Annotated in this window: 16 protein-coding genes; 10 read left to right on the forward strand and 6 right to left on the reverse strand. The window is 60.9% G+C overall.

The genetic code is table 11. The features are described from left to right. Positions 1 to 83 precede the first annotated feature (83 nt). Positions 84 to 1,001, reverse strand: coding sequence for a glycoside hydrolase family 26 protein (locus C8D77_RS12435; RefSeq protein ID WP_109662852.1), 918 nt, complete (start codon positions 999 to 1,001; stop codon positions 84 to 86). 603 nt (positions 1,002 to 1,604) lie between these two features. On the opposite strand from C8D77_RS12435, the gene C8D77_RS12440 reads away from it, so the two are divergent. Both C8D77_RS12440 and C8D77_RS12445 read left to right on the forward strand, forming a co-directional pair. Further along, positions 1,605 to 3,482, forward strand: coding sequence for a glycosyltransferase family 2 protein (locus C8D77_RS12440; RefSeq protein ID WP_109662855.1), 1,878 nt, complete (start codon positions 1,605 to 1,607; stop codon positions 3,480 to 3,482). Positions 3,483 to 3,808: 326 nt separating this feature from the next. Next, positions 3,809 to 4,210, forward strand: coding sequence for a hypothetical protein (locus C8D77_RS12445; RefSeq protein WP_109662857.1), 402 nt, complete (start codon positions 3,809 to 3,811; stop codon positions 4,208 to 4,210). Between the two features lie 186 nt (positions 4,211 to 4,396). On the opposite strand, the gene C8D77_RS12450 is transcribed toward C8D77_RS12445, so the two are convergent. The 3 genes from C8D77_RS12450 to C8D77_RS12460 all read right to left on the reverse strand — a co-directional run bounded on the left by C8D77_RS12450 (position 4,397) and on the right by C8D77_RS12460 (position 8,169). Then, positions 4,397 to 5,398 (reverse strand): glycosyltransferase family 2 protein, encoded by a 1,002-nt coding sequence (locus C8D77_RS12450; protein ID WP_245951771.1) that lies wholly within the window; start codon positions 5,396 to 5,398, stop codon positions 4,397 to 4,399. Positions 5,399 to 5,442: 44 nt separating this feature from the next. Continuing rightward, positions 5,443 to 6,369, reverse strand: coding sequence for a lysylphosphatidylglycerol synthase domain-containing protein (locus C8D77_RS12455; protein ID WP_109662861.1), 927 nt, complete (start codon positions 6,367 to 6,369; stop codon positions 5,443 to 5,445). 171 nt (positions 6,370 to 6,540) lie between these two features. After that, positions 6,541 to 8,169, reverse strand: coding sequence for an ArnT family glycosyltransferase (locus C8D77_RS12460; protein WP_109662863.1), 1,629 nt, complete (start codon positions 8,167 to 8,169; stop codon positions 6,541 to 6,543). Positions 8,170 to 8,545: 376 nt separating this feature from the next. Here C8D77_RS12460 and C8D77_RS12465 point away from each other — a divergent pair, with 376 nt between their 5' ends. Both C8D77_RS12465 and C8D77_RS12470 read left to right on the forward strand, forming a co-directional pair. Continuing rightward, entirely contained in the window at positions 8,546 to 9,022 is a 477-nt protein-coding gene (locus C8D77_RS12465; protein WP_245951753.1) for a DUF995 domain-containing protein, read from the forward strand. A gap of 445 nt (positions 9,023 to 9,467) precedes the next feature. Continuing rightward, the gene (locus C8D77_RS12470; protein ID WP_342770038.1) at positions 9,468 to 9,887 is read left to right on the forward strand and encodes a hypothetical protein; all 420 of its coding nucleotides are present in this window, start codon (positions 9,468 to 9,470) and stop codon (positions 9,885 to 9,887) included. Here the strand turns inward: C8D77_RS12470 and galE are convergent. After that, entirely contained in the window at positions 9,841 to 10,920 is a 1,080-nt protein-coding gene (galE, locus tag C8D77_RS12475) for a UDP-glucose 4-epimerase GalE (RefSeq protein WP_109662865.1), read from the reverse strand. The two genes, C8D77_RS12470 and galE, sit on opposite strands and share 47 nt — an antisense overlap. Continuing rightward, positions 10,917 to 11,954, reverse strand: a complete 1,038-nt coding sequence (locus tag C8D77_RS12480) for a UDP-glucuronic acid decarboxylase family protein (RefSeq protein ID WP_109662867.1) — start codon at positions 11,952 to 11,954, stop codon at positions 10,917 to 10,919. The genes galE and C8D77_RS12480 overlap by 4 nt, the downstream gene beginning before the upstream one ends. A gap of 731 nt (positions 11,955 to 12,685) precedes the next feature. On the opposite strand from C8D77_RS12480, the gene C8D77_RS12485 reads away from it, so the two are divergent. The 6 genes from C8D77_RS12485 (at position 12,686) to C8D77_RS12510 (ending at position 17,077) form a co-directional block, all read left to right on the forward strand. Further along, positions 12,686 to 13,297, forward strand: a complete 612-nt coding sequence (locus tag C8D77_RS12485) for a hypothetical protein (protein ID WP_109662870.1) — start codon at positions 12,686 to 12,688, stop codon at positions 13,295 to 13,297. Next, positions 13,294 to 14,148, forward strand: a complete 855-nt coding sequence (locus C8D77_RS12490; protein WP_109662872.1) for a 23S rRNA (adenine(2030)-N(6))-methyltransferase RlmJ — start codon at positions 13,294 to 13,296, stop codon at positions 14,146 to 14,148. Before C8D77_RS12485 ends, C8D77_RS12490 begins: the two co-directional genes overlap by 4 nt. Positions 14,149 to 14,357: 209 nt before the next feature. Next, positions 14,358 to 14,810: a hypothetical protein gene (locus C8D77_RS12495; RefSeq protein ID WP_109662874.1), complete on the forward strand. Its 453-nt coding sequence runs from the start codon at positions 14,358 to 14,360 to the stop codon at positions 14,808 to 14,810. Positions 14,811 to 14,944: 134 nt separating this feature from the next. Then, positions 14,945 to 15,526, forward strand: coding sequence for a TetR/AcrR family transcriptional regulator (locus tag C8D77_RS12500; protein ID WP_109662876.1), 582 nt, complete (start codon positions 14,945 to 14,947; stop codon positions 15,524 to 15,526). Next, the gene (locus C8D77_RS12505) at positions 15,523 to 16,359 is read left to right on the forward strand and encodes a DMT family transporter (protein WP_109662878.1); all 837 of its coding nucleotides are present in this window, start codon (positions 15,523 to 15,525) and stop codon (positions 16,357 to 16,359) included. The genes C8D77_RS12500 and C8D77_RS12505 overlap by 4 nt, the downstream gene beginning before the upstream one ends. A gap of 103 nt (positions 16,360 to 16,462) precedes the next feature. Beyond that, positions 16,463 to 17,077 carry a LysE family translocator gene (locus C8D77_RS12510; protein ID WP_109662880.1) on the forward strand — a complete coding sequence of 205 codons (615 nt, stop codon included), beginning with the start codon at positions 16,463 to 16,465 and terminating at the stop codon, positions 17,075 to 17,077. The last annotated feature ends 19 nt before the right edge of the window (positions 17,078 to 17,096 follow it).

Here is a 17,096-nt window from a genome sequence, read left to right on the forward strand (position 1 = left end):
CCGAACCGCCGGTTCGGGATGGGTCACCGTCAAACAAGGAAATTGGAGATCCATCCCGATCGCGTCGGGATGGCACGATGCGCCTAAGGCAGGACGTGCTGGGTCACCCTCCAGTCGGGCAGACCATAGCCACCCAGCCACGGCCACACTTCCTTCTGGTTGAAGTAGACGACCGAAGTCAGCGCCGGAAACTCCGCATAGGACTTGCGCGAATCCTCTTGCCACTTCGAGACATAGTCCTGCTTTCCGACATAGCCGAGTTCCGCCACCACGATCGGCTTGTTGAAACCCGCGACGCGATCATAGCCGGGCTTGAGCGTCTCTGCGAAGTTACGGTCCCGACCGGTCTCATCATTGTCCTTCTTCTGGAGGCCGAACACCGACAACCCGATCACATCGACGTAATTGTCTCCGGGATAGTACTTTTCCAAGCCTTCCGCGCCCTTTGGCGACCACATGTATTTGGCCGCGGGAGCGACCTTGCGGCAGACATCGACTTCGCGCTGGTAGGCGGCGATCCAGTCCTTGGGGGCCCAGTTGGCCCAGGTGAAGCGGCCGTTGGTGTCTTCCATTTCCTGCGCCCAGCGAATGGTCACCGGGCTCTTCATCTGTCCCACCAGGCCGCAGATTGCCTGCATGTTGGCGTCATATTTGCCGCTCAAAATGCCGTCGCGCAATTCGGGCGGGGTGATGCGCCAATCCTTCGACCAGGTCCATGGCTCGATGGTGATCAAAAGCGAACGGCCACGCTGCTGCGCATAGGCGTCGGCCAGCGGAAGCGTCGAGAGGTCAACGTCCTCCCAAGGCAAGAACAGCTCCTCGATGGAGGCAGTCTTGTCGGCGCTGAAATCACCATAGGGGTCATAGGAGCCGAACACCGAAGCGGCGGAGCTCGTCTTCACAGGGTCCGTCCCTGCGGGAGAGCCTGCTGCCGCCGGAAAAGCAAGACTTGCGCCCAGGATGAGTGCTGACGCGGCTGTAGTTGCTGTGAAGTATTTCATAGTCGACCTCCCATCGCCTCAATCTCCAGCGGAGCTTGAAACTTCGCCATGTCGTTTCGACAGCGATCGATACGACAAACCCAAATTCATCGAGCCTATCGACGTGATCTGTGGGGTTTCAGAGCGACTGTGGACTGGCGTGCTTGCGCAAGGCCATCCATCAAGTGGTCTCCCGAGGCGCCGGTACGATGGAAGCCTACGAGAGAAAGTTCGCCGCGATACTCACAAATTCGCGCCAACATTCCCGATGCATTATCCAGTCCTAATATAAGAGCTTATGCATGCCGCGAGTCAAGCGCAATTAACGGATACTTAACCTAGTTGTTGCCAGCATGGTTAACGAGTGGGGTCGATCGGGTCCAGGTTGTCTGTTGGCTTGCTGCTGAGGATAGAGATCCAGCAACCCGTGTCCCAGGTGACGGTCTGACCGCACGCATTCAAAACGCCGTCGATTCAAAGTGTTAGGTTAACCAGTTCTCAAGAGTCTTGGTTAACGAACGCTTAATTCTGTTGACTCTGTTTGAGCGCGAGCTGATTCTGGCCGGTGGTTGAAGGCTGTGTGCCATCGTTCGGCCACAGCCCGAACAGGCGGCGGGTAGTAGTATGAGTGATTCTGCGCAAGCCGGCGTCGTCGGCAATATGATGTCATCGCGCCGGTCGAAGACTGCCGGACCCATGCCGGCGGGCGAGGCGCCTTTTCTGGTGCCGGCCTTGTCGCCAGCTCAACAACGGGTTTGGGCGCTGGGCTTGGTTCCATGGCTCTTCACCCTCATAATTTTCTGGGTCTGGTGGTTGCAGCCCGACCACATCGAGCACGTGGTCCCTTATATTTTCGTGACGCTTACTTTCGTGTGGCTGACGCTGATGCCACTCTTTTTCTTCCCCAATGTGCATGCGTCGAAAAAACCGTCCAAGCTGCGCACGGTCCCACAGGGATCGCGAGTCGCCATGGTGGTAACCAAGGCACCGTCCGAGCCGTTCGTCGTGATCGAGCGCACGCTGGAGGCGATGCTCGCGCAGGACTATCCGCATGACACCTGGCTGGCCGACGAAGATCCTTCCGAGGAGACTGTTCACTGGTGCGAAGCCCACAATGTGCTGATTTCTACGCGCCGCGGGCGCGACGACTATCATCGCAAGACATGGCCGCGCAGGACCCGCTGCAAGGAAGGCAATTTAGCCTTTTTCTATGACCACTACGGTTATGAGCGCTACGACTTCGTCGCCCAGCTGGACGCCGACCATGTGCCGACGCCGAGCTATCTCAGGGAAATCCTCTATCCCTTCGCCGACCCTGCGGTGGGCTATGTTTCGGCGCCGAGCATTTGCGACATGAACGCCGACGAAAGCTGGGCCGCGCGGGGCCGGCTGTTTCCTGAGGGAATGCTCCACGGGCCGCTGCAGTCCTGCTATACCAACAATGGGACGCCGCTCTGCATCGGTTCGCACTATGCGGTGCGAACCCAAGCGCTGAGGCAGGCGGGCGGTCTTGGCCCGGAACTGGCCGAGGATCACTCGACAACCATGCTGTTGATCGCAGCCGGATGGCGCGGCGTGCACGCAATTGATGCCATCGCGCATGGCGACGGACCTCAGAGTTTTGCCGATTTTGTCACACAGGAATTCCAGTGGTCGCGCAGCCTGGTGACCATCATGCTCGAATACTCGCCGACCTACCTGCCGAGGATGACGGCGCAGGCGAAATTCCAGTTCCTGTTCCGCCAGCTCTGGTATCCGCTGTTGGCTGGGTTTTCCCTCCTGATGTATGCCATGCCGATATACGCGCTTCTTTCTGGCGAGACGTTCGCCAATGTGACGTATGTCGACTTCCTCATCCACTATGGGCCGAATGCGGCATCTCTGATCGTGCTGGTGATGTTGCTGAAGGCCTTTGGTCTGTCGCGCCCGCTCACCGCCAAGACGATCAGCTGGGAAGGAACGCTGGTCGCTTTCCTGGCGCGCTGGCCTTGGGTCCTGGCAGGCACGCTCTCGGCGGTCCGCGACCATATTACGAAGTCGTTCATCGATTTCCGAGTTACGCCAAAGGGCAGCGGTCCGAAAAACCTTCTGCCCACCCGCGTCGTTGCTCCCTATGTGGTGCTTGCGGTCGGTGCATCATTGCCGGTTCTTCTTGTCGACCACCCTGCGAACGCCGCCGGCTTCTACTGGTTCGCCGCTTTCAATGCGTTCTTTTATGGATTGCTCGTCGCCGTAATTGTCGCAAGGCACGTCATCGAGAACAAGATCCCGCTGCGCGCCAATGTCGCCAAATATGCCCTGCACACCTCACTCGCCGTGCTCGCGCTGTCGGCTCCGGCCGCCGCATTCTATGACCGCGGATTGCAAGGCATTTATGGGCTGCAGCAGGGCGCGGGCCATCTGCGCATTGTCAGGGTAATCTTTCCGGTTTCCGGCGCCGGCCAGGGCGGGCTCGGAAACTATACGGTGCATTTCGACCCCAGTTGGGATGCAAGCCGCTGACGCCTCGAGAATCGGCCTCGGGACAGCTACGAGGCAGTTTCCCGCCCACGGCTCTCTTCTTCCACAACGACGACTATTGAGGCTCCAAAGCGCGTCGCGCCAAAACCCGTCGCGCGTCCTCGTGCGACATCCGTGAGATCGATCGCAATTTAATAAAATCCAGCGCAAGGCGGAAAGACGGCGCTCACTACGCCGTTTGCCTGAATTTTAATAAGCTTAGTCTAATATTGTGCAATGGAAAAGGAAGTTCACACGGCGTGGAAAACGCTCAGCACAAAATATGCCGCGGTGTGCCTTTGCCTATAGTCTGCAACAGGGGATTGGTGATGAACAAGTTCATTGAAGGCCCAGTTAATATCGGCAGGAAGTGCATCTACACTATTGCCGCAGCCGCGTTGATCTCCATGGTCGCGGGTGCCCAGGGCGCTAATGCGGCCGAGACCGGACAGATTCGCGGCGAACCTGCGGTCCACAAGCTCGGCCACAAGATTCACTATCTCAAAAACAAGCGAGACCTTCACCGCAAGCCGGTCGTGCGCATGACCAGCGTGACCCGCACCAATGCGCTGGCCTATGCGGCCTTTATCCAGCCGCCGCGCCTCGGCAAGCCGGCGCTTCTGAAGGTTTCCTACACCCTTGGCGACGCCGGTCCGCTGCTGGGCCGCTCGCCATGGCTCTGCAGCCCGAGCGGCTTTGGCCAACGCTCGAGCTGCCGTTCGCGATACTGATCTTCGGCGGGGGCGAGTCGAGGGCGAGAGGTTGGCGCAGGCTCTGCCCGCTACCTCTTGCCCTCCGGAGGCCCTGTTCGGCAATATCCAGTCGTGGAAGGAAGTCCCGTCCTGCGGAAAGCCGGGCGAGCCTCGCCACCTTCAGCCTAGACCTAGTCGTCACGGTCCAGAAGCAGCTTTGCGAGGTCACCGGCCGATGCGCCGCCAGCCGTCGCCATCATTTTCACCGGGTGCCGGTTGCGGCCGCGCGACATAGGCCGACGACCCGTTCGCTTCGTGATAGACGCGCGCCAGCATTTCCGCCAGCACACCCGACGTCACCATCTGCACGCCGGCGATGAGCAGGAAGAAGCCGGTGAACAGCATCGGGCGCGTTCCGATGTCTTGACCGAAAAACAGCTTCAGACCAAACAGATAGGCAAGGATCAGGGACCCCAACGCGCCCAGCACGATGCCGATGCCACCGAAGAAATGACCGGGCCGCGTGCGGTAGCGCATGAAGAAATACATGAAGACCAGGTCGAGCACGACCCTGAAGGTGCGCGAAATGCCGTATTTCGACTGGCCGTGGATGCGAGCATGATGCGTCACCACCTCCTGCGCAATGCGTCTCGGGGTCGTCACCGTGGCCAGCCATGCCGGGATGAAGCGGTGCATCTCACCATAAAGCTTGACGCTGCGGATGACGTTGCCGCGATAGACCTTGAGGCTGCAGCCATAATCCTTGAGGCGCACGCCGGTGACGCGCGCGATCAGCGCATTGGCGATGCGCGAGGGCAGCCTGCGCATGAAAAAACCTTCCTGGCGGTCCTTGCGCCAGCCGACCACCAGGTCGAGATCTTCGCTCAGCAGGCGGTAGACCATGCGCGGGATGTCGTAGGGATCATTTTGCAGATCGCCGTCGATCGTGGCGATGACGTCGCCGCGCGCTGCGTCGATGCCGGCCTGCATCGCGGCGGTCTGCTTGTAGTTGCGCACAAGCTCGACCGCATGCACATGCGGACCGTAATGCGCTGCCAGGCGCCGGATCTCGCTCACCGTCGCGTCGGTGCTGCCGTCATCGACCAGCACGACTTCCCACGGTTGGTCGTAGCGTTCCATTGCCTGGTGAATCCGTGCCAGCAGCGGCTCGACGTTTTCGGCCTCGTTGTACATGGGCACGACGATCGACAGCGTATGGTCCGGCATCACCGCGCCGTCAGGCAGTCCAGAAGCGGGGATAGGCAATACGTTCATAGCGATGACTTCCTTGCAGAGCCGACGGCCGGGTTCCCCGGCAGCGTCGATTTCGAGGGAAACAGCCAGGCGATCGCGCCCGTGGCGATAGCCGAGCAAAAGATGAACAGGTGCAGCGCCAGCGCCGCCTGCAGGCCTGCCTTCATGTCGATGCCGGAGGTGAGCAGCGCGGCCGCCGCTCCCGCTTCATAGGTGCCGAAGCCGGCGACGCCTTGCACCGGCAGGATTGCGGCGCCTTCGGCCCCGACGACGCCCGGAAAGGCGGTCGAAAAGGATGTTCCCAGCAGCATTGCCAATAACCATCCTTGTACAGCGAGCTTCAGCGACCAGTTGGCGATCGTCCACCACCAGCCGTAGCGCGAGCGCCCGGTCGCTTCGGTGAAGACATCGCGCAGCGTGCCGAGCTTCGCCACGATCTTGCCGCGGCCGGCCCAGTCATGCGGCGCGCGCGCCCAGCGCGGCAGATACCAGGCGGCGGCGATCAAGGCGGCCACGCCCGCGATCCTTATCGCCGGATGCAAGCCCGGCCACACCGCCAGGGCCAGCACGCCAACGACGAAGGCATCCTGCAGCCTGAACCACAGCAGCGAGGCGCTGGCGCGCATGATCGGTATGCCGAAGACTTGGCGCAGGAGCAGGGGAAAGGCCGTCTCGCCGCCACGGAAGGGGACGACGTTGATCATCGCATTGTGGATCAGAATGACGCGCAGGCAAGCGCCGAAACGGCCGTGCACCTCGTCGCGGAACTCGTCGCAGACACGCAGCGCGCGCAAGACATAGGTGACGAAAAACGCGATCGTCGCCACCGCGAATACGCCAGGCGTTATGCGGGCGAAGGCGTCGCCGACCATCCGCCAGCGCGAGTCGCTGGCGAGCCAAGCCAGCAGGGCCAGCGTCACGATTATCGAAATCGTTCGCTTCAACAATTCCTCCTGAGTTCCGTCGGTCCCGGCGTGCTGTATCTCAAGATCCACGGCATTGGTAGCGGATCGGGTCGCCTGGTCGACCGCATTGCCTGGGTTGCGCGGGAGAGGCTGTCCGCGCAACCGCCGGCGGCGGCCGCATTTCCGGCCTTTGCCTAATCTCTGGCTCCATCAAGGGCTGCTGATTTTATAGATCAGCAGTTTATCCGAATCCACGAGCTTGGTCCCGATCTTGTCGAGATAATCGATCACCCCGGCATGGTGCTCGACGAACAGCTGATTGTTGTCGTCTTCGGCATTCTTTGTGGCGCCGAGGAAGTCCGCGCCCTCGGCGCGCAACTCCTCGATCTGCGCGATCGCGGTAGCGTCGTCCTTGACGAACATTGCCCAGTTGAAGTCACCGCCGCCCGGAGGAAATACCCAGCCGCGCATCCTACTGTAGTAGACGGCAACGGGATCCCCCACATCCGGAGCAACGGCGATGACCAGGTCGCCTGGCTTGGCGAGCCGCGCCAGCTCCTCGCCAAGCAGCTTGCCGTTCATGGCGATCGGCGCCTTCATTGTCTTCACCAGCGGACATGTCGACCAGACGAGTACCACGGCCGCGATGCAGACCGAGCGCAGGACGACCATCGGCGACCACGTCATCCCGGATGCGAGCGTCGCCAGCACAAGCGCGCCGCGAGCGCAGAACATGGCGAACGGCACATGGAAGATATGGTAGTTCCACGGGTTGCTGGTGATTTCACGCGCTGCAGCAACATAGACCACCAGAGCGCCCGCCAGCCAAACGTAGGGGATGGCTGAAAGAATGCGCTCCTGGGATCCGGTGCTTGGCCTTGGCGGCAGCCAGAATCCGATCACGATCAGGATCATGATCGGATAACCGTAGAACCACCATACCGATTTGTTCCAAACGGAATTCAAATAGAAATAGTTGTCAAAAAAAGTCCAGAAGCCGCTGTCCCAGATATATCCGAAACCAGCGGTATGATACGGTGGATATGTCCGGCCAAGATGTATCGCCCAGCTAAAATAGGCAGCGATGACAGCGAGGCTGAGAAGTCCACTCACCGACGTCCGTATTGCCGGTCTGTATCGCTTCTGTAAGATCCAGCAGGCCACCAGATAGAAGATGACGGAGCCGGCGGCGATGCCCGGGGGCTTTGCTAGCACACCAAACGTGAAGCTGAGCGTGGCCAACAGGAGCAGCCGCTCGTTGCCGCCTACCCAGTATTTCACGAACAGCCAGATGCCGAGCGTCACCAACGCCAGCATCGAGGGCTCCGGGAGAAACGAGCTGTCGATCATGATCGTCGCAGGCATCAGCGCATAGGCGAGCGCCGCTACATGGGCGTGCGTTTCGCCCCAGCAAAGCGCTGTCAGCCTGTGCAGCGAAAACACCGTCACCAGGCCGAAGAGGGCCGCAATCATGCGGCCGAACCAGTCGTGCCAGCCGAAGAGTTGGTAGAGCAGGGCGGTCAGATAACTGACGATCTGGAACTCGCGGCCCTGATAGCTTGGCCCGGGTCCGGTCCAGCTGACCTCCGGGAAGAAGATGTTCCAGCTGCGCTGCTGGAAATTGTCGGCCATCATCGCCGTGCTTGTCTCGCGCCAGCTGAAGGCATCGACCAGCGGCAAGGTGATGTCGTGGAACCGGAACATGCCTGCGATGAACAGGATCCCCAGCAAGATCGCCGTGTTGGGACTCAGGTAGTTGCGCGCAGCCGTGTCCCGGTCGGTCGACTGCTGCAGGTATTGCCGACCTTCGGCCTGATTCAATTCCGGGTCGTCCGTCATTTGAAACCGCGTCCCGCCGGATGTCTGCGCATACTGCTTTTGCGCGCGATTGTCAGGGTTGGAGGAATATACGACGCAATTCTTAATTTTGACGACTGCAGGCTGCGCGCGTGTCTCGAATAGTTGTCGTCTGTCTGCTTCGCAAAGGTTGACATCATCGTTCTCGCGACTGTTAAATAGTTCGCATGGCTGTCAAAGCGCTGATAGCGCTGCCTTGAGCCAAACAGACATGCGAACGCCAATTGTGCCGACAGCTCTAACCAGATTGCCCCCGCCCAGATTGCCACCCCTTGGTGTCGACCGTCGGCGATGCAAGGAACGTCGTCGGTTCGCAAGTTGCACGCAACTTCTGTTTATCCTGGCCCTTTGCGGCCAGATGGCTCTTCCAGGAACGGCGCACGCGGCTGCCGCCAAAGACAGCGCACCTGCGGAAGCAAACACCGCCAATGTTCCAACTGCCTATGAGCTGCAGCTTCTTTATGCCGACCGAACATGGGTATGGAAGAACGGAGCAGCCTATTTCGCGCAGGGCAATCGACGCCTCGAGGCCTGGACGTCCGGACAGGACACGGCATCCGTCGCGGAGGGCAGATGGCTGGTGACCAAAGAAGGCAAGATGTGCATGGAACTCGCCTGGCGATCGAAGGGTTACACTGGCGAGCAGCGCCGCACCTGCTACAGCCACCGCATCCAGGGCGGGAACATCCAGCAACGCAAGGATCCGGATGGGGAATGGTACGGTTTCAAGCGATCTCCCGAGGATCCTTCCGACGAATATAGCAAATTCGAAGCAGGCAACACCAAGGGCTCGCAGTTCGAAGAGACCCGCAAGCTGGTCGATTCCAAGAATTAGGCCGTATTTTGGCCGCGCGGGGACACGACCAGACCAGCCCCGTGGCCCCGTCTTCGTTTCTGATGTGCCGTTCGGCGTGGACGGAGCCAAAGATTTGGGCACTACGGACCGTCCTGACTGGCTAAACAAACCACCCAAAATCCATCCCTGCTGGCTGCTCTTGCCGGGCGCCTGTCAAGAAACTGGCGAATCGCCTATGGTGAGGTATCACGCGGTTCGGCTGGAGTGGTCGGCGCGCCGATCCGCTGATTGACCGCATTCAATTTTTTCTTGCAGAACGACGAGATGATGGGCCGACCATACGGTTTTGATGAAATTTAATAATTAGTGATGTCTAATATTCTGGTGTGATGTGCGAGTGGTCCACTCATGCGGCGTGAAAGCGGCGAGGGTAAAGGTTGCCGCGACGCGTCCTAGGCTTACACTTGATGGCAAGGGACACATGATGAACAATTCTGAGATGGGTGCATTTCGTCCAAGCAAAAATATCGCATCTATTGTTGCGGTCGTGGCGATGATCTCTGCTGTTGCAGGTTGTCAGGCTATGGATGCGACCGAAACCAGTTCGGTCCTTTTCCCGCCTGCGGTCCACGCGGTCCGCAGCCAGCCCGTCCAGCCGGTCCAAGCTGTATTCTTCGTGCGTTCGCTCAGAGCCGAGCCGACGATCCAGATGACCAGCACAGTGCGCACGAGCGAAAAAGATTACGCTTTTGCATCGCCGCAGCGGATCAAAGTCCGCGCGCCGGCGCCGGTGAAAGTCTCTTTCAATCCGGGAGATGGTGGCCCATTCCTAGGCGGATCGCCCTTTATCTGCAGCCCTAGCGGGTTTGGCCAGCGCGCGAGCTGCCGGCCCCGTTACCTCTGATCTGTCGAGCGGCGATGGATGCTGCCGCCTCGGTTGGCGGCAGTTTCATTGGTTTCGTCTTCAGCCCAAAAAACGGGGCAGCCGTCCTGACGATCGTGTCGATATCGGAAAGCTCCGGCACGAAGCCAAGCTGTTCGCGTGCGCTTCCGGGATCGGCGTAGAGCTCTGCTGGATCTCCCGGGCGCCGGCTCCTGAAGACGGCCGGAACCGATCTTGACGTCATTCGGCTGACCGCCTGGACAATCTCCTTGATGGACACCCCCCGCCCGGTGCCGAGGTTGACAGCCAGGTTTTGTCCGCCGCGCTCGAGATGCATGAGGGCTTTCAGATGGGCGCGGGCCAGATCGCTGACATGGATATAATCCCTTACGCAGGTGCCGTCCGACGTGTCGTAGTCCGTGCCGAAAACCTCGATCTCGTCTATGATGCCTGATGCGGCCATGAGCACCCTGGGGACCAGATGCGTTTCCGGCGAATGCCACTCACCGAGCTCGCCGTCGGGATCGGCGCCACAAGCGTTGAAATAGCGCAGGATCGCAAATTTCATTCCGTATGCGGATGCATAGTCGCCGATGATCTGTTCGCCCATCAGCTTGGTGCGCCCGTAAGGGCTGATCGGATTCTGCGAGGAGGTTTCGCGAACGGGCAACGCTTCCGGCACGCCGTAGGTTGCGCAGCTGCTGGAGAAGATGATGTTCTCGATGGAACAAGCGCGCGCCGCATCGAGCACCGCGATGGTGCCTGTTACATTGGTCGAATAGTACTCGGCCGGCTCGCGAACGGACTCGCCGACATAGGCCAGCGCAGCAAAGTGGATCACTGCCGTCGGCCGGTACGTTTCCATCGCCCCCCGCAGTGCATCCCGATCCCGGATATCGCCGACGACAAGCGGACCCCAGGCAACGGACTTCGTGTTGCCGCGGCTCAGATTGTCGAAAACCACGGGCATATAACCGGCCGCGGCCAGCAGCTTGCAGGTGTGGCTGCCGATGAAGCCGGCCCCACCCGTCACCAGTATTGCCGCACGGGTCATGAAGCCGCGGCTCCTTTGGCCATGTGACTTCCGTAGAGCAGGGTGTCAAAATACTCGACAGTACGCGCGAGCCCCTGGCTCAAGCTGATTTTCGGCTCCCAACCGAGATTGGCCCTGGCAAAGGAGATGTCCGGCTTGCGCTGTCTGGGATCGTCGATCGGCAGCGGCCGATGCACGATCTTCGATCGGGCGTTGGTGTAATTGATGACCAGCGTCGCCAGTTCCATGATGGTGAATTCGCCGGGGTTGCCGAGATTGACCGGGTGCGCGGGCGCATTCGGCGCATTCATCAGCCGGACAAAGCCCTCGATCAGGTCGTCGGCATAGCAGAAGGAACGCGTCTGCAGGCCGTGGCCATAGACAGTCAGGTCTTTGCCGCGCAACGCCTGGACGATGAAGTTCGAAACCACACGCCCGTCATCGGGCTGCATGCGGCGGCCGTAGGTGTTGAAAATGCGGGCAACGCGGATATCGAGGCCATAGGTTCTCGAATAGTCGAAGAACAGGGTTTCGGCCGAACGCTTGCCCTCGTCGTAGCAGGACCGCGGTCCGTGCGTATTGACGTTGCCGAAGTAGCTCTCGGGCTGTGGGTGAACGAAGGGGTCGCCATAGACTTCGGACGTCGAGGCCTGGAATATCTTGGCGTTGTTCTGTCGCGCGAGCTCCAGAAGGTTGAGCGAACCAAGCACGCTTGTCTTGAAGGTATGGATCGGGTCTGCCTGGTAGTGCGGCGGAGAGGCTGGGCAAGCGAGATTGTAGATCTCATCGCACTGAAGGCCCGAAGGCAGTGCATTGACGATATCGTGCTCGATGCACGTGAATCTCGGATTACGCAGAAGGGCACCGAGATTGTATCTCTTGCCGGTGTGGAAATTGTCGAGCGCGACAACGTCGTATCCGTCCCGCAAAAGACGTTCGCACAAATGCGATCCTAGAAATCCCGCGCCTCCGGCGACCAGGGCGCGGCTTCGGCTTTGGTTGGCGCCCCTTTGACTGCCGGATTCCAGCTTCAGAACCTTGACAAGCTTACCCATACTGACCTCGCACGCACCGCACACGCTACCGCCGAGCCGGGACAAAGCATTGCCCGGCCACGTCCTTGAGAACGTGGCAAACCTCCGCATCTGCGGAATCGCCATCACCGATGTGCGTTAATTGTTCTCTGGGTTCGAGGAACTGGTGCTACGACACGACTTAAGTGTTGCCGTTCAGCATTTCCTGCGCCCCGAAGCCGCGATCACACGCCTGGTGCCATCATCGTCGATTGCTCGCCCAAATTGCACATCCCAACGCATCGAAAATATACCTGTGGAAATCACAGTCAACTAAATTAGCAATTCCTTAATCATATCTGTTTGCGAATGGTTAATCATGAGGCCGGCCGAGGCCCACGAGGCTGAACCATGGGCGTCCAAGGGCAGATCATCATTGTGGATCAGTGTATTGAGGCGGCCGCTGAAAAATATGCAATCGGACGCAGCAAGCTGTTGCAAGGCAGAATCAAAGCTTGGCAGCGAGGAGCGCCAAGAATGAGCCGCGTGGCGCAATTCAGGGGCGCGCGTTCATTTCACAGTGGAATACCGGTCATTTTAGCAACGGCTTTTGAGCGCATAGGTGGAACCTTGTCTGCATCTTTGCACAGCCACGCTGCCAATCGGCTGGTTCCCGTACCCTGATCCACCTCCTGAATGGCTGCACCGCTGGCCATCGCCTTTTGACCGTCGGGGCGCTATTGGCAAGGTCACGATATCCTGTGGTGATGTGAATGCGCTTTCTGTTTGTCCTGATCCTGCTTGCCGGCACCGGCATCGGTGTCATCTATCCCTGGGCGATGAGCAATTTCTCGGGCCATGGGATCGGCACCTGGCGGGTCTATGAGCAGGGCCGCTTCAAGCCGCTGACAGTGCCGCTCGCCGCCCGCGACGCACCGGTGCGGGTGCTGGTCGACCTGACCGCAAGAGCCGAGCGTATCGTTTCGCAGCAACGCACCGTGCTGACGCTGACCGCCGCCAGCAATGGCCGCACGGTGCTCGCCTCGACGCTGCAATTCAACCATTCCGACAACCCGCGCCAGGCAAGCCCGCAGCTGCCCGACAAGATCTTTCGCGACGAGGCCGGCGTGATCGCGACCGTCAGCCCGGGCCCCTATATCTTCACCGTCGGACCGGGCGATGCCGACGATATCCCGATGCGAGCTGTCGATCTCATCTTGCGCTCCGGTGTCGGCGAGATCGACAGTCGTGCACGGCCGGTCGGCTTCTCGCTGGTGGCGATCGGCTTGGTCGGGTTTTTGCTGACCCTGCGCTCCGGCGGCGGTCGGCCGAAAAACCCGAACGCGCAGCCGCCACCGCCGCGCTGGGGCAGGGGCTCCACGTGAACTACCGCCACGCCTATCATGCCGGGAATTTCGCCGACGTCGCCAAGCACGTCGTGCTGACGCGACTGCTCGACTATCTGAAGCAAAAGGACAAGGCGTTTCGGGTCATCGACACCCATGCCGGCATCGGCCGCTACGATCTGTCGTCGGTCGAAGCGCAGAAGACCGGTGAGTGGCAAGGCGGCATCGGCAGGCTGATCGATGCCCCGTTTGCCGCACCGGTGGCGGCACTGCTTGCGCCTTATCTGGAGACGGTGCGGTCGCTCAATCCCGAGGGTGGTATCCAGAAATATCCGGGCTCGCCGCTGATCGCGCGTCATCTCATGCGCAAGCAGGACCGGCTGACAGCGATCGAGCTGCACCCCAAGGATGTCGCGAAGCTGAGGACGCTCTTTGCCGGTGATTTCCAGGCCCGGATCATCGAACTCGATGGCTGGCTGGCGCTCGGCGCGCATCTGCCGCCGAAGGAAAAGCGCGGCCTGGTTCTCATCGATCCGCCATTCGAGGAGGCGGGTGAGTTCGAGCGCCTCGTCGACGGGCTCATGAGGGCGCACAAGCGGTGGCCTGGCGGCATCTATGCGCTGTGGTATCCGATCAAGGACCGCAAGGCGATCATCGCCTTCCGCAAGGCGCTGAAGCAATCCGGCATCCCGAAGCTGCTCGACATAGAATTCGAGATCAGGCCCGCTTCATCGGAGCCCAGCCTCGACGGCAGCGGCCTGCTGGTGGTCAACCCGCCATTCACGCTGGAGGGCGAGCTGCGGACGCTGCTGCCGGCTTTGCACAGATTGCTTGCGGTGGGGAGGCCGGCGCACTGGTCGTTGGAATGGCTGGCAGGCGAGCAGGCTTGACGGGGGAGGGCTTCGGATCTCGCGACGCCAGGCGCGAAAAGGCCCGCGTTCCGGAAGGGTGAGGAAGGCGTGCTCTTCAACGACCCGGGCTCGCGCAAGACCGGCTTTGGCCAACGCAGTTCCCAACTGGGAAACCATTGTTTCCGCAACCGCTTGACCGCCGCCAAGCGAATCCGCACAGTGCGCGCAATCGACCTTGAGAGGCTGCCATGACTCGCTTTGCCAAATCCGCACTTGCCGCCCTGATTTCGCTCTGCACTCCGCTTGCCGCGCCTCTCGGCGTCACCCAGGCAGTGCAGGCGGCCGATCTTACAATCTATTCCGATGAGGACAGCGGTGTCTGTGGCGAGGCCTGGGTGCTGAACAAGATCACCAGCCGCTTCTCCTACCAGGTGCATCACGTGCCGCATCTGCCGAACGTGCAGATCACCGATTTCCAGCGCATCCACCAGCACCGCTACCTGCCGGCCAACGACAGCTGGCCGATCGGCCGCCGCTACTGCGGCGCCACCGTCAGCCTCTCCGACGGCCGCGATCGCACCATCTGGTACCTGATCGAGGAAGGCCAGGGTTTTGCCTCGATCGGCGACAATGTCGAATTCTGCGTCTCGGGCTTCGACCGCTGGATGGTGTACAACGGCCGCTGCCGCGTCCTGCGCTAACCGGCTTTCCGTTCCTATCTCTTTTCGCGCCCGCGGCTTGATCGGCTGCGGGCGCTTTTCTGTACCGCGTTGACAGAAGGCTCGATCTGCCGCATAGCTATGAGACAGACCTGTCTCACTACTTGGTAAGCGTCATGACATCATCGCCTGGTTCCGACAAGCGTCAGCACGTCGTCGAAACGGCCTACGCGCTGTTCAAGCGCGCAGGCTTCCATGCCACTGGAATCGACCGGATCATCGCCGAGGCCGAGGTGGCCAAGATGACAATGTATCGCCACTTCCCCAGCAAAGACGAGCTGATCGTCGAGGTGCTCGACTATCGTGCCAGGCGTTTTGAGAGCCAGCTCGACCGCCTCGCGCAGGAGGGCATCACGCCAGAGCAAAAAATCGGAAAAATCCTCGACTGGCATGAACGTTGGTTCCGCAGCCCGGATTTCCATGGCTGCCTGTTCGCGCATGCGCTGGCCGAGTTCGGTGATCCCCGGCATCCGGTGTTCAAGGCTGCCGCCAGGCAGAAGAACGGCCTCAAGCGGCGCATGCAGTCGATCCTCGAAGAGGTGATGCCGCGTGACCGCGCCGAGAGTGTGGCGACGGTGCTGCTGATGCTGATCGAAGGCGCGACCCTGGTTGCGCAGATGGGGCAGGCTGACACCGCTATTCGCGACGCCCGCAAGGCGGCCCTGGGCATCGTCGCTGCTTCGCGCAGGCCGCAATGAGCCCGTTGGTCATCGGACTGGCGCTGTTTGCGGCGGTCCTGCACGCAACCTGGAACGCCTTCCTGCGGACCGGGGCCGACAGGTTGTGGACCGTCACCGTCATGAGCTTTTCCAGCACGGCGCTCGCCATTCCCTTCGCCGTCTTCCACACCCTTCCGGCCTCACCGGCCTGGTTCTATATCGTTCTCTCGGCCTGCCTGCAGGTCGGCTACAGCGTGTTTCTGGTGGCCGCCTACAGATATGGCGAACTGGGACAGGTCTATCCGATCGTTCGCGGGGGCGTGCCGCTGCTTGTCACGCTTGGCGGGTTCTTCCTGGCCAACCAGCAGCTCACCATGTCGCAGACCGTCGGCGTCGCGCTGGTCGCCGGCGGCATCATGGGTCTCTCGCTCGGAAGAGGCAGGGCCGCCACGACGTCGATACTCTATGCGCTGGCAACGGGAGCGATCATCGCCGCCTATGCGACCGTCGATGCGATCGGTGTTCGCACGGCGGGCAATGCCGGCGCCTACACCGCCTGGGTCCTGCTGATCTACGGCGCCTTGCTGCCGGCGACCTTCGTCGCCTGCCGTGGCCGGCTCATCGTCGACCTGCGGGCGCCGGAAACCTGGAAGGCGCTGGGCGGCGGCCTGTTCGCGCTTCTGGCCTACGGCGTCGTGGTCGCGGCCTTCGCGCTTGGACCGGCCGGCCCGATCACCGCGATCCGCGAAACCAGCGTCGTCTTCGCGGCCTTCATCGGGCGCCTGTTCCTGGGCGAGATGCTGACGCCACGGCGGGTCGGCGCTTGCGCCATCGTCGCGCTCGGCGCCATCTGCCTCGGCTATCAGCCGTGACGAAAATGCGCATCGCGAAGATCCTGAATTTTCGTGATGGCGCCGACAGGCAAACTGGCTAATCTGAACGCCCGAGAGCAACAGATCACTTTCGGGAGTCTTCATGGACCTTGCCACCATCCTTGCCTTCGCGGCTGCCTTCTTCGTGTACGCTGCCAGCCCCGGACCGGACAACATGACGATCGTCGCGCGCACTATCTCCAGCGGTGCCGCCTCGGGTATCGCCTATGGCGCAGGCACGGTGGTTGGTATTCTCATCTTCCTGATCCTCGCCGCCTTCGGCCTGTCGATCATCGCCGCCAAGATGACGCTCGTCATGACGGTGCTTCGTTATGGCGGAGCGGCCTATCTGATCTGGATGGGCATCAGGCTGTGGACCGCCATGCCCGTCGTGCCGGAACTGCAACCCGTCTCCGGACGGCACGGGCTGCTGACGATTTTTGCCACCGGCATCGCGCTCAATCTCGGCAATCCGAAAATGCCTTTGTTCTACGTTGCGCTGCTGCCGAACGTCGTCGGCGCATCACTCAACGCTGGTCATCTCGGTGTGCTGATGATTGTGATCCTGACCGTCGAGGTCGTGGTGATCGGCGGCCATGTCATCCTTGCCGGTCGCGTCCGCAACCTGTTGCGCACACCGAAGATCGTGCGTCGCGTGAACCGCGCGGCGGGCGGTGTGATGATCGGTGCCGGCCTCGCCGTGGTCGCCACGCGCTGAGAAGTTTTGCGCAGTCGCC

It is taken from the genome of Mesorhizobium loti (assembly GCF_003148495.1).
In the GTDB taxonomy this organism is placed as follows: Bacteria; Pseudomonadota; Alphaproteobacteria; order Rhizobiales; family Rhizobiaceae; genus Mesorhizobium; species Mesorhizobium loti.

Bases quoted from the DNA above. Each gene is read 5' to 3' on its own strand.
- C8D77_RS12465 (WP_245951753.1), top strand. From the start codon at position 8,546: ATGGCTCTTCCAGGAACGGCGCACGCGGCTGCCGCCAAAGACAGCGCA.
- C8D77_RS12485 (WP_109662870.1), top strand. From the start codon at position 12,686: ATGCGCTTTCTGTTTGTCCTGATCCTGCTTGCCGGCACCGGCATCGGT.
- C8D77_RS12510 (WP_109662880.1), top strand. From the start codon at position 16,463: ATGGACCTTGCCACCATCCTTGCCTTCGCGGCTGCCTTCTTCGTGTAC.
- C8D77_RS12435 (WP_109662852.1), bottom strand. From the start codon at position 1,001: ATGAAATACTTCACAGCAACTACAGCCGCGTCAGCACTCATCCTGGGC.
- C8D77_RS12505 (WP_109662878.1), top strand. From the start codon at position 15,523: ATGAGCCCGTTGGTCATCGGACTGGCGCTGTTTGCGGCGGTCCTGCAC.
- galE (WP_109662865.1), bottom strand. From the start codon at position 10,920: ATGACCCGTGCGGCAATACTGGTGACGGGTGGGGCCGGCTTCATCGGC.
- C8D77_RS12480 (WP_109662867.1), bottom strand. From the start codon at position 11,954: ATGGGTAAGCTTGTCAAGGTTCTGAAGCTGGAATCCGGCAGTCAAAGG.
- C8D77_RS12500 (WP_109662876.1), top strand. From the start codon at position 14,945: ATGACATCATCGCCTGGTTCCGACAAGCGTCAGCACGTCGTCGAAACG.
- C8D77_RS12445 (WP_109662857.1), top strand. From the start codon at position 3,809: ATGAACAAGTTCATTGAAGGCCCAGTTAATATCGGCAGGAAGTGCATC.
- C8D77_RS12450 (WP_245951771.1), bottom strand. From the start codon at position 5,398: ATGCCGGACCATACGCTGTCGATCGTCGTGCCCATGTACAACGAGGCC.
- C8D77_RS12470 (WP_342770038.1), top strand. From the start codon at position 9,468: ATGAACAATTCTGAGATGGGTGCATTTCGTCCAAGCAAAAATATCGCA.
- C8D77_RS12440 (WP_109662855.1), top strand. From the start codon at position 1,605: ATGAGTGATTCTGCGCAAGCCGGCGTCGTCGGCAATATGATGTCATCG.
- C8D77_RS12495 (WP_109662874.1), top strand. From the start codon at position 14,358: ATGACTCGCTTTGCCAAATCCGCACTTGCCGCCCTGATTTCGCTCTGC.
- C8D77_RS12460 (WP_109662863.1), bottom strand. From the start codon at position 8,169: ATGACGGACGACCCGGAATTGAATCAGGCCGAAGGTCGGCAATACCTG.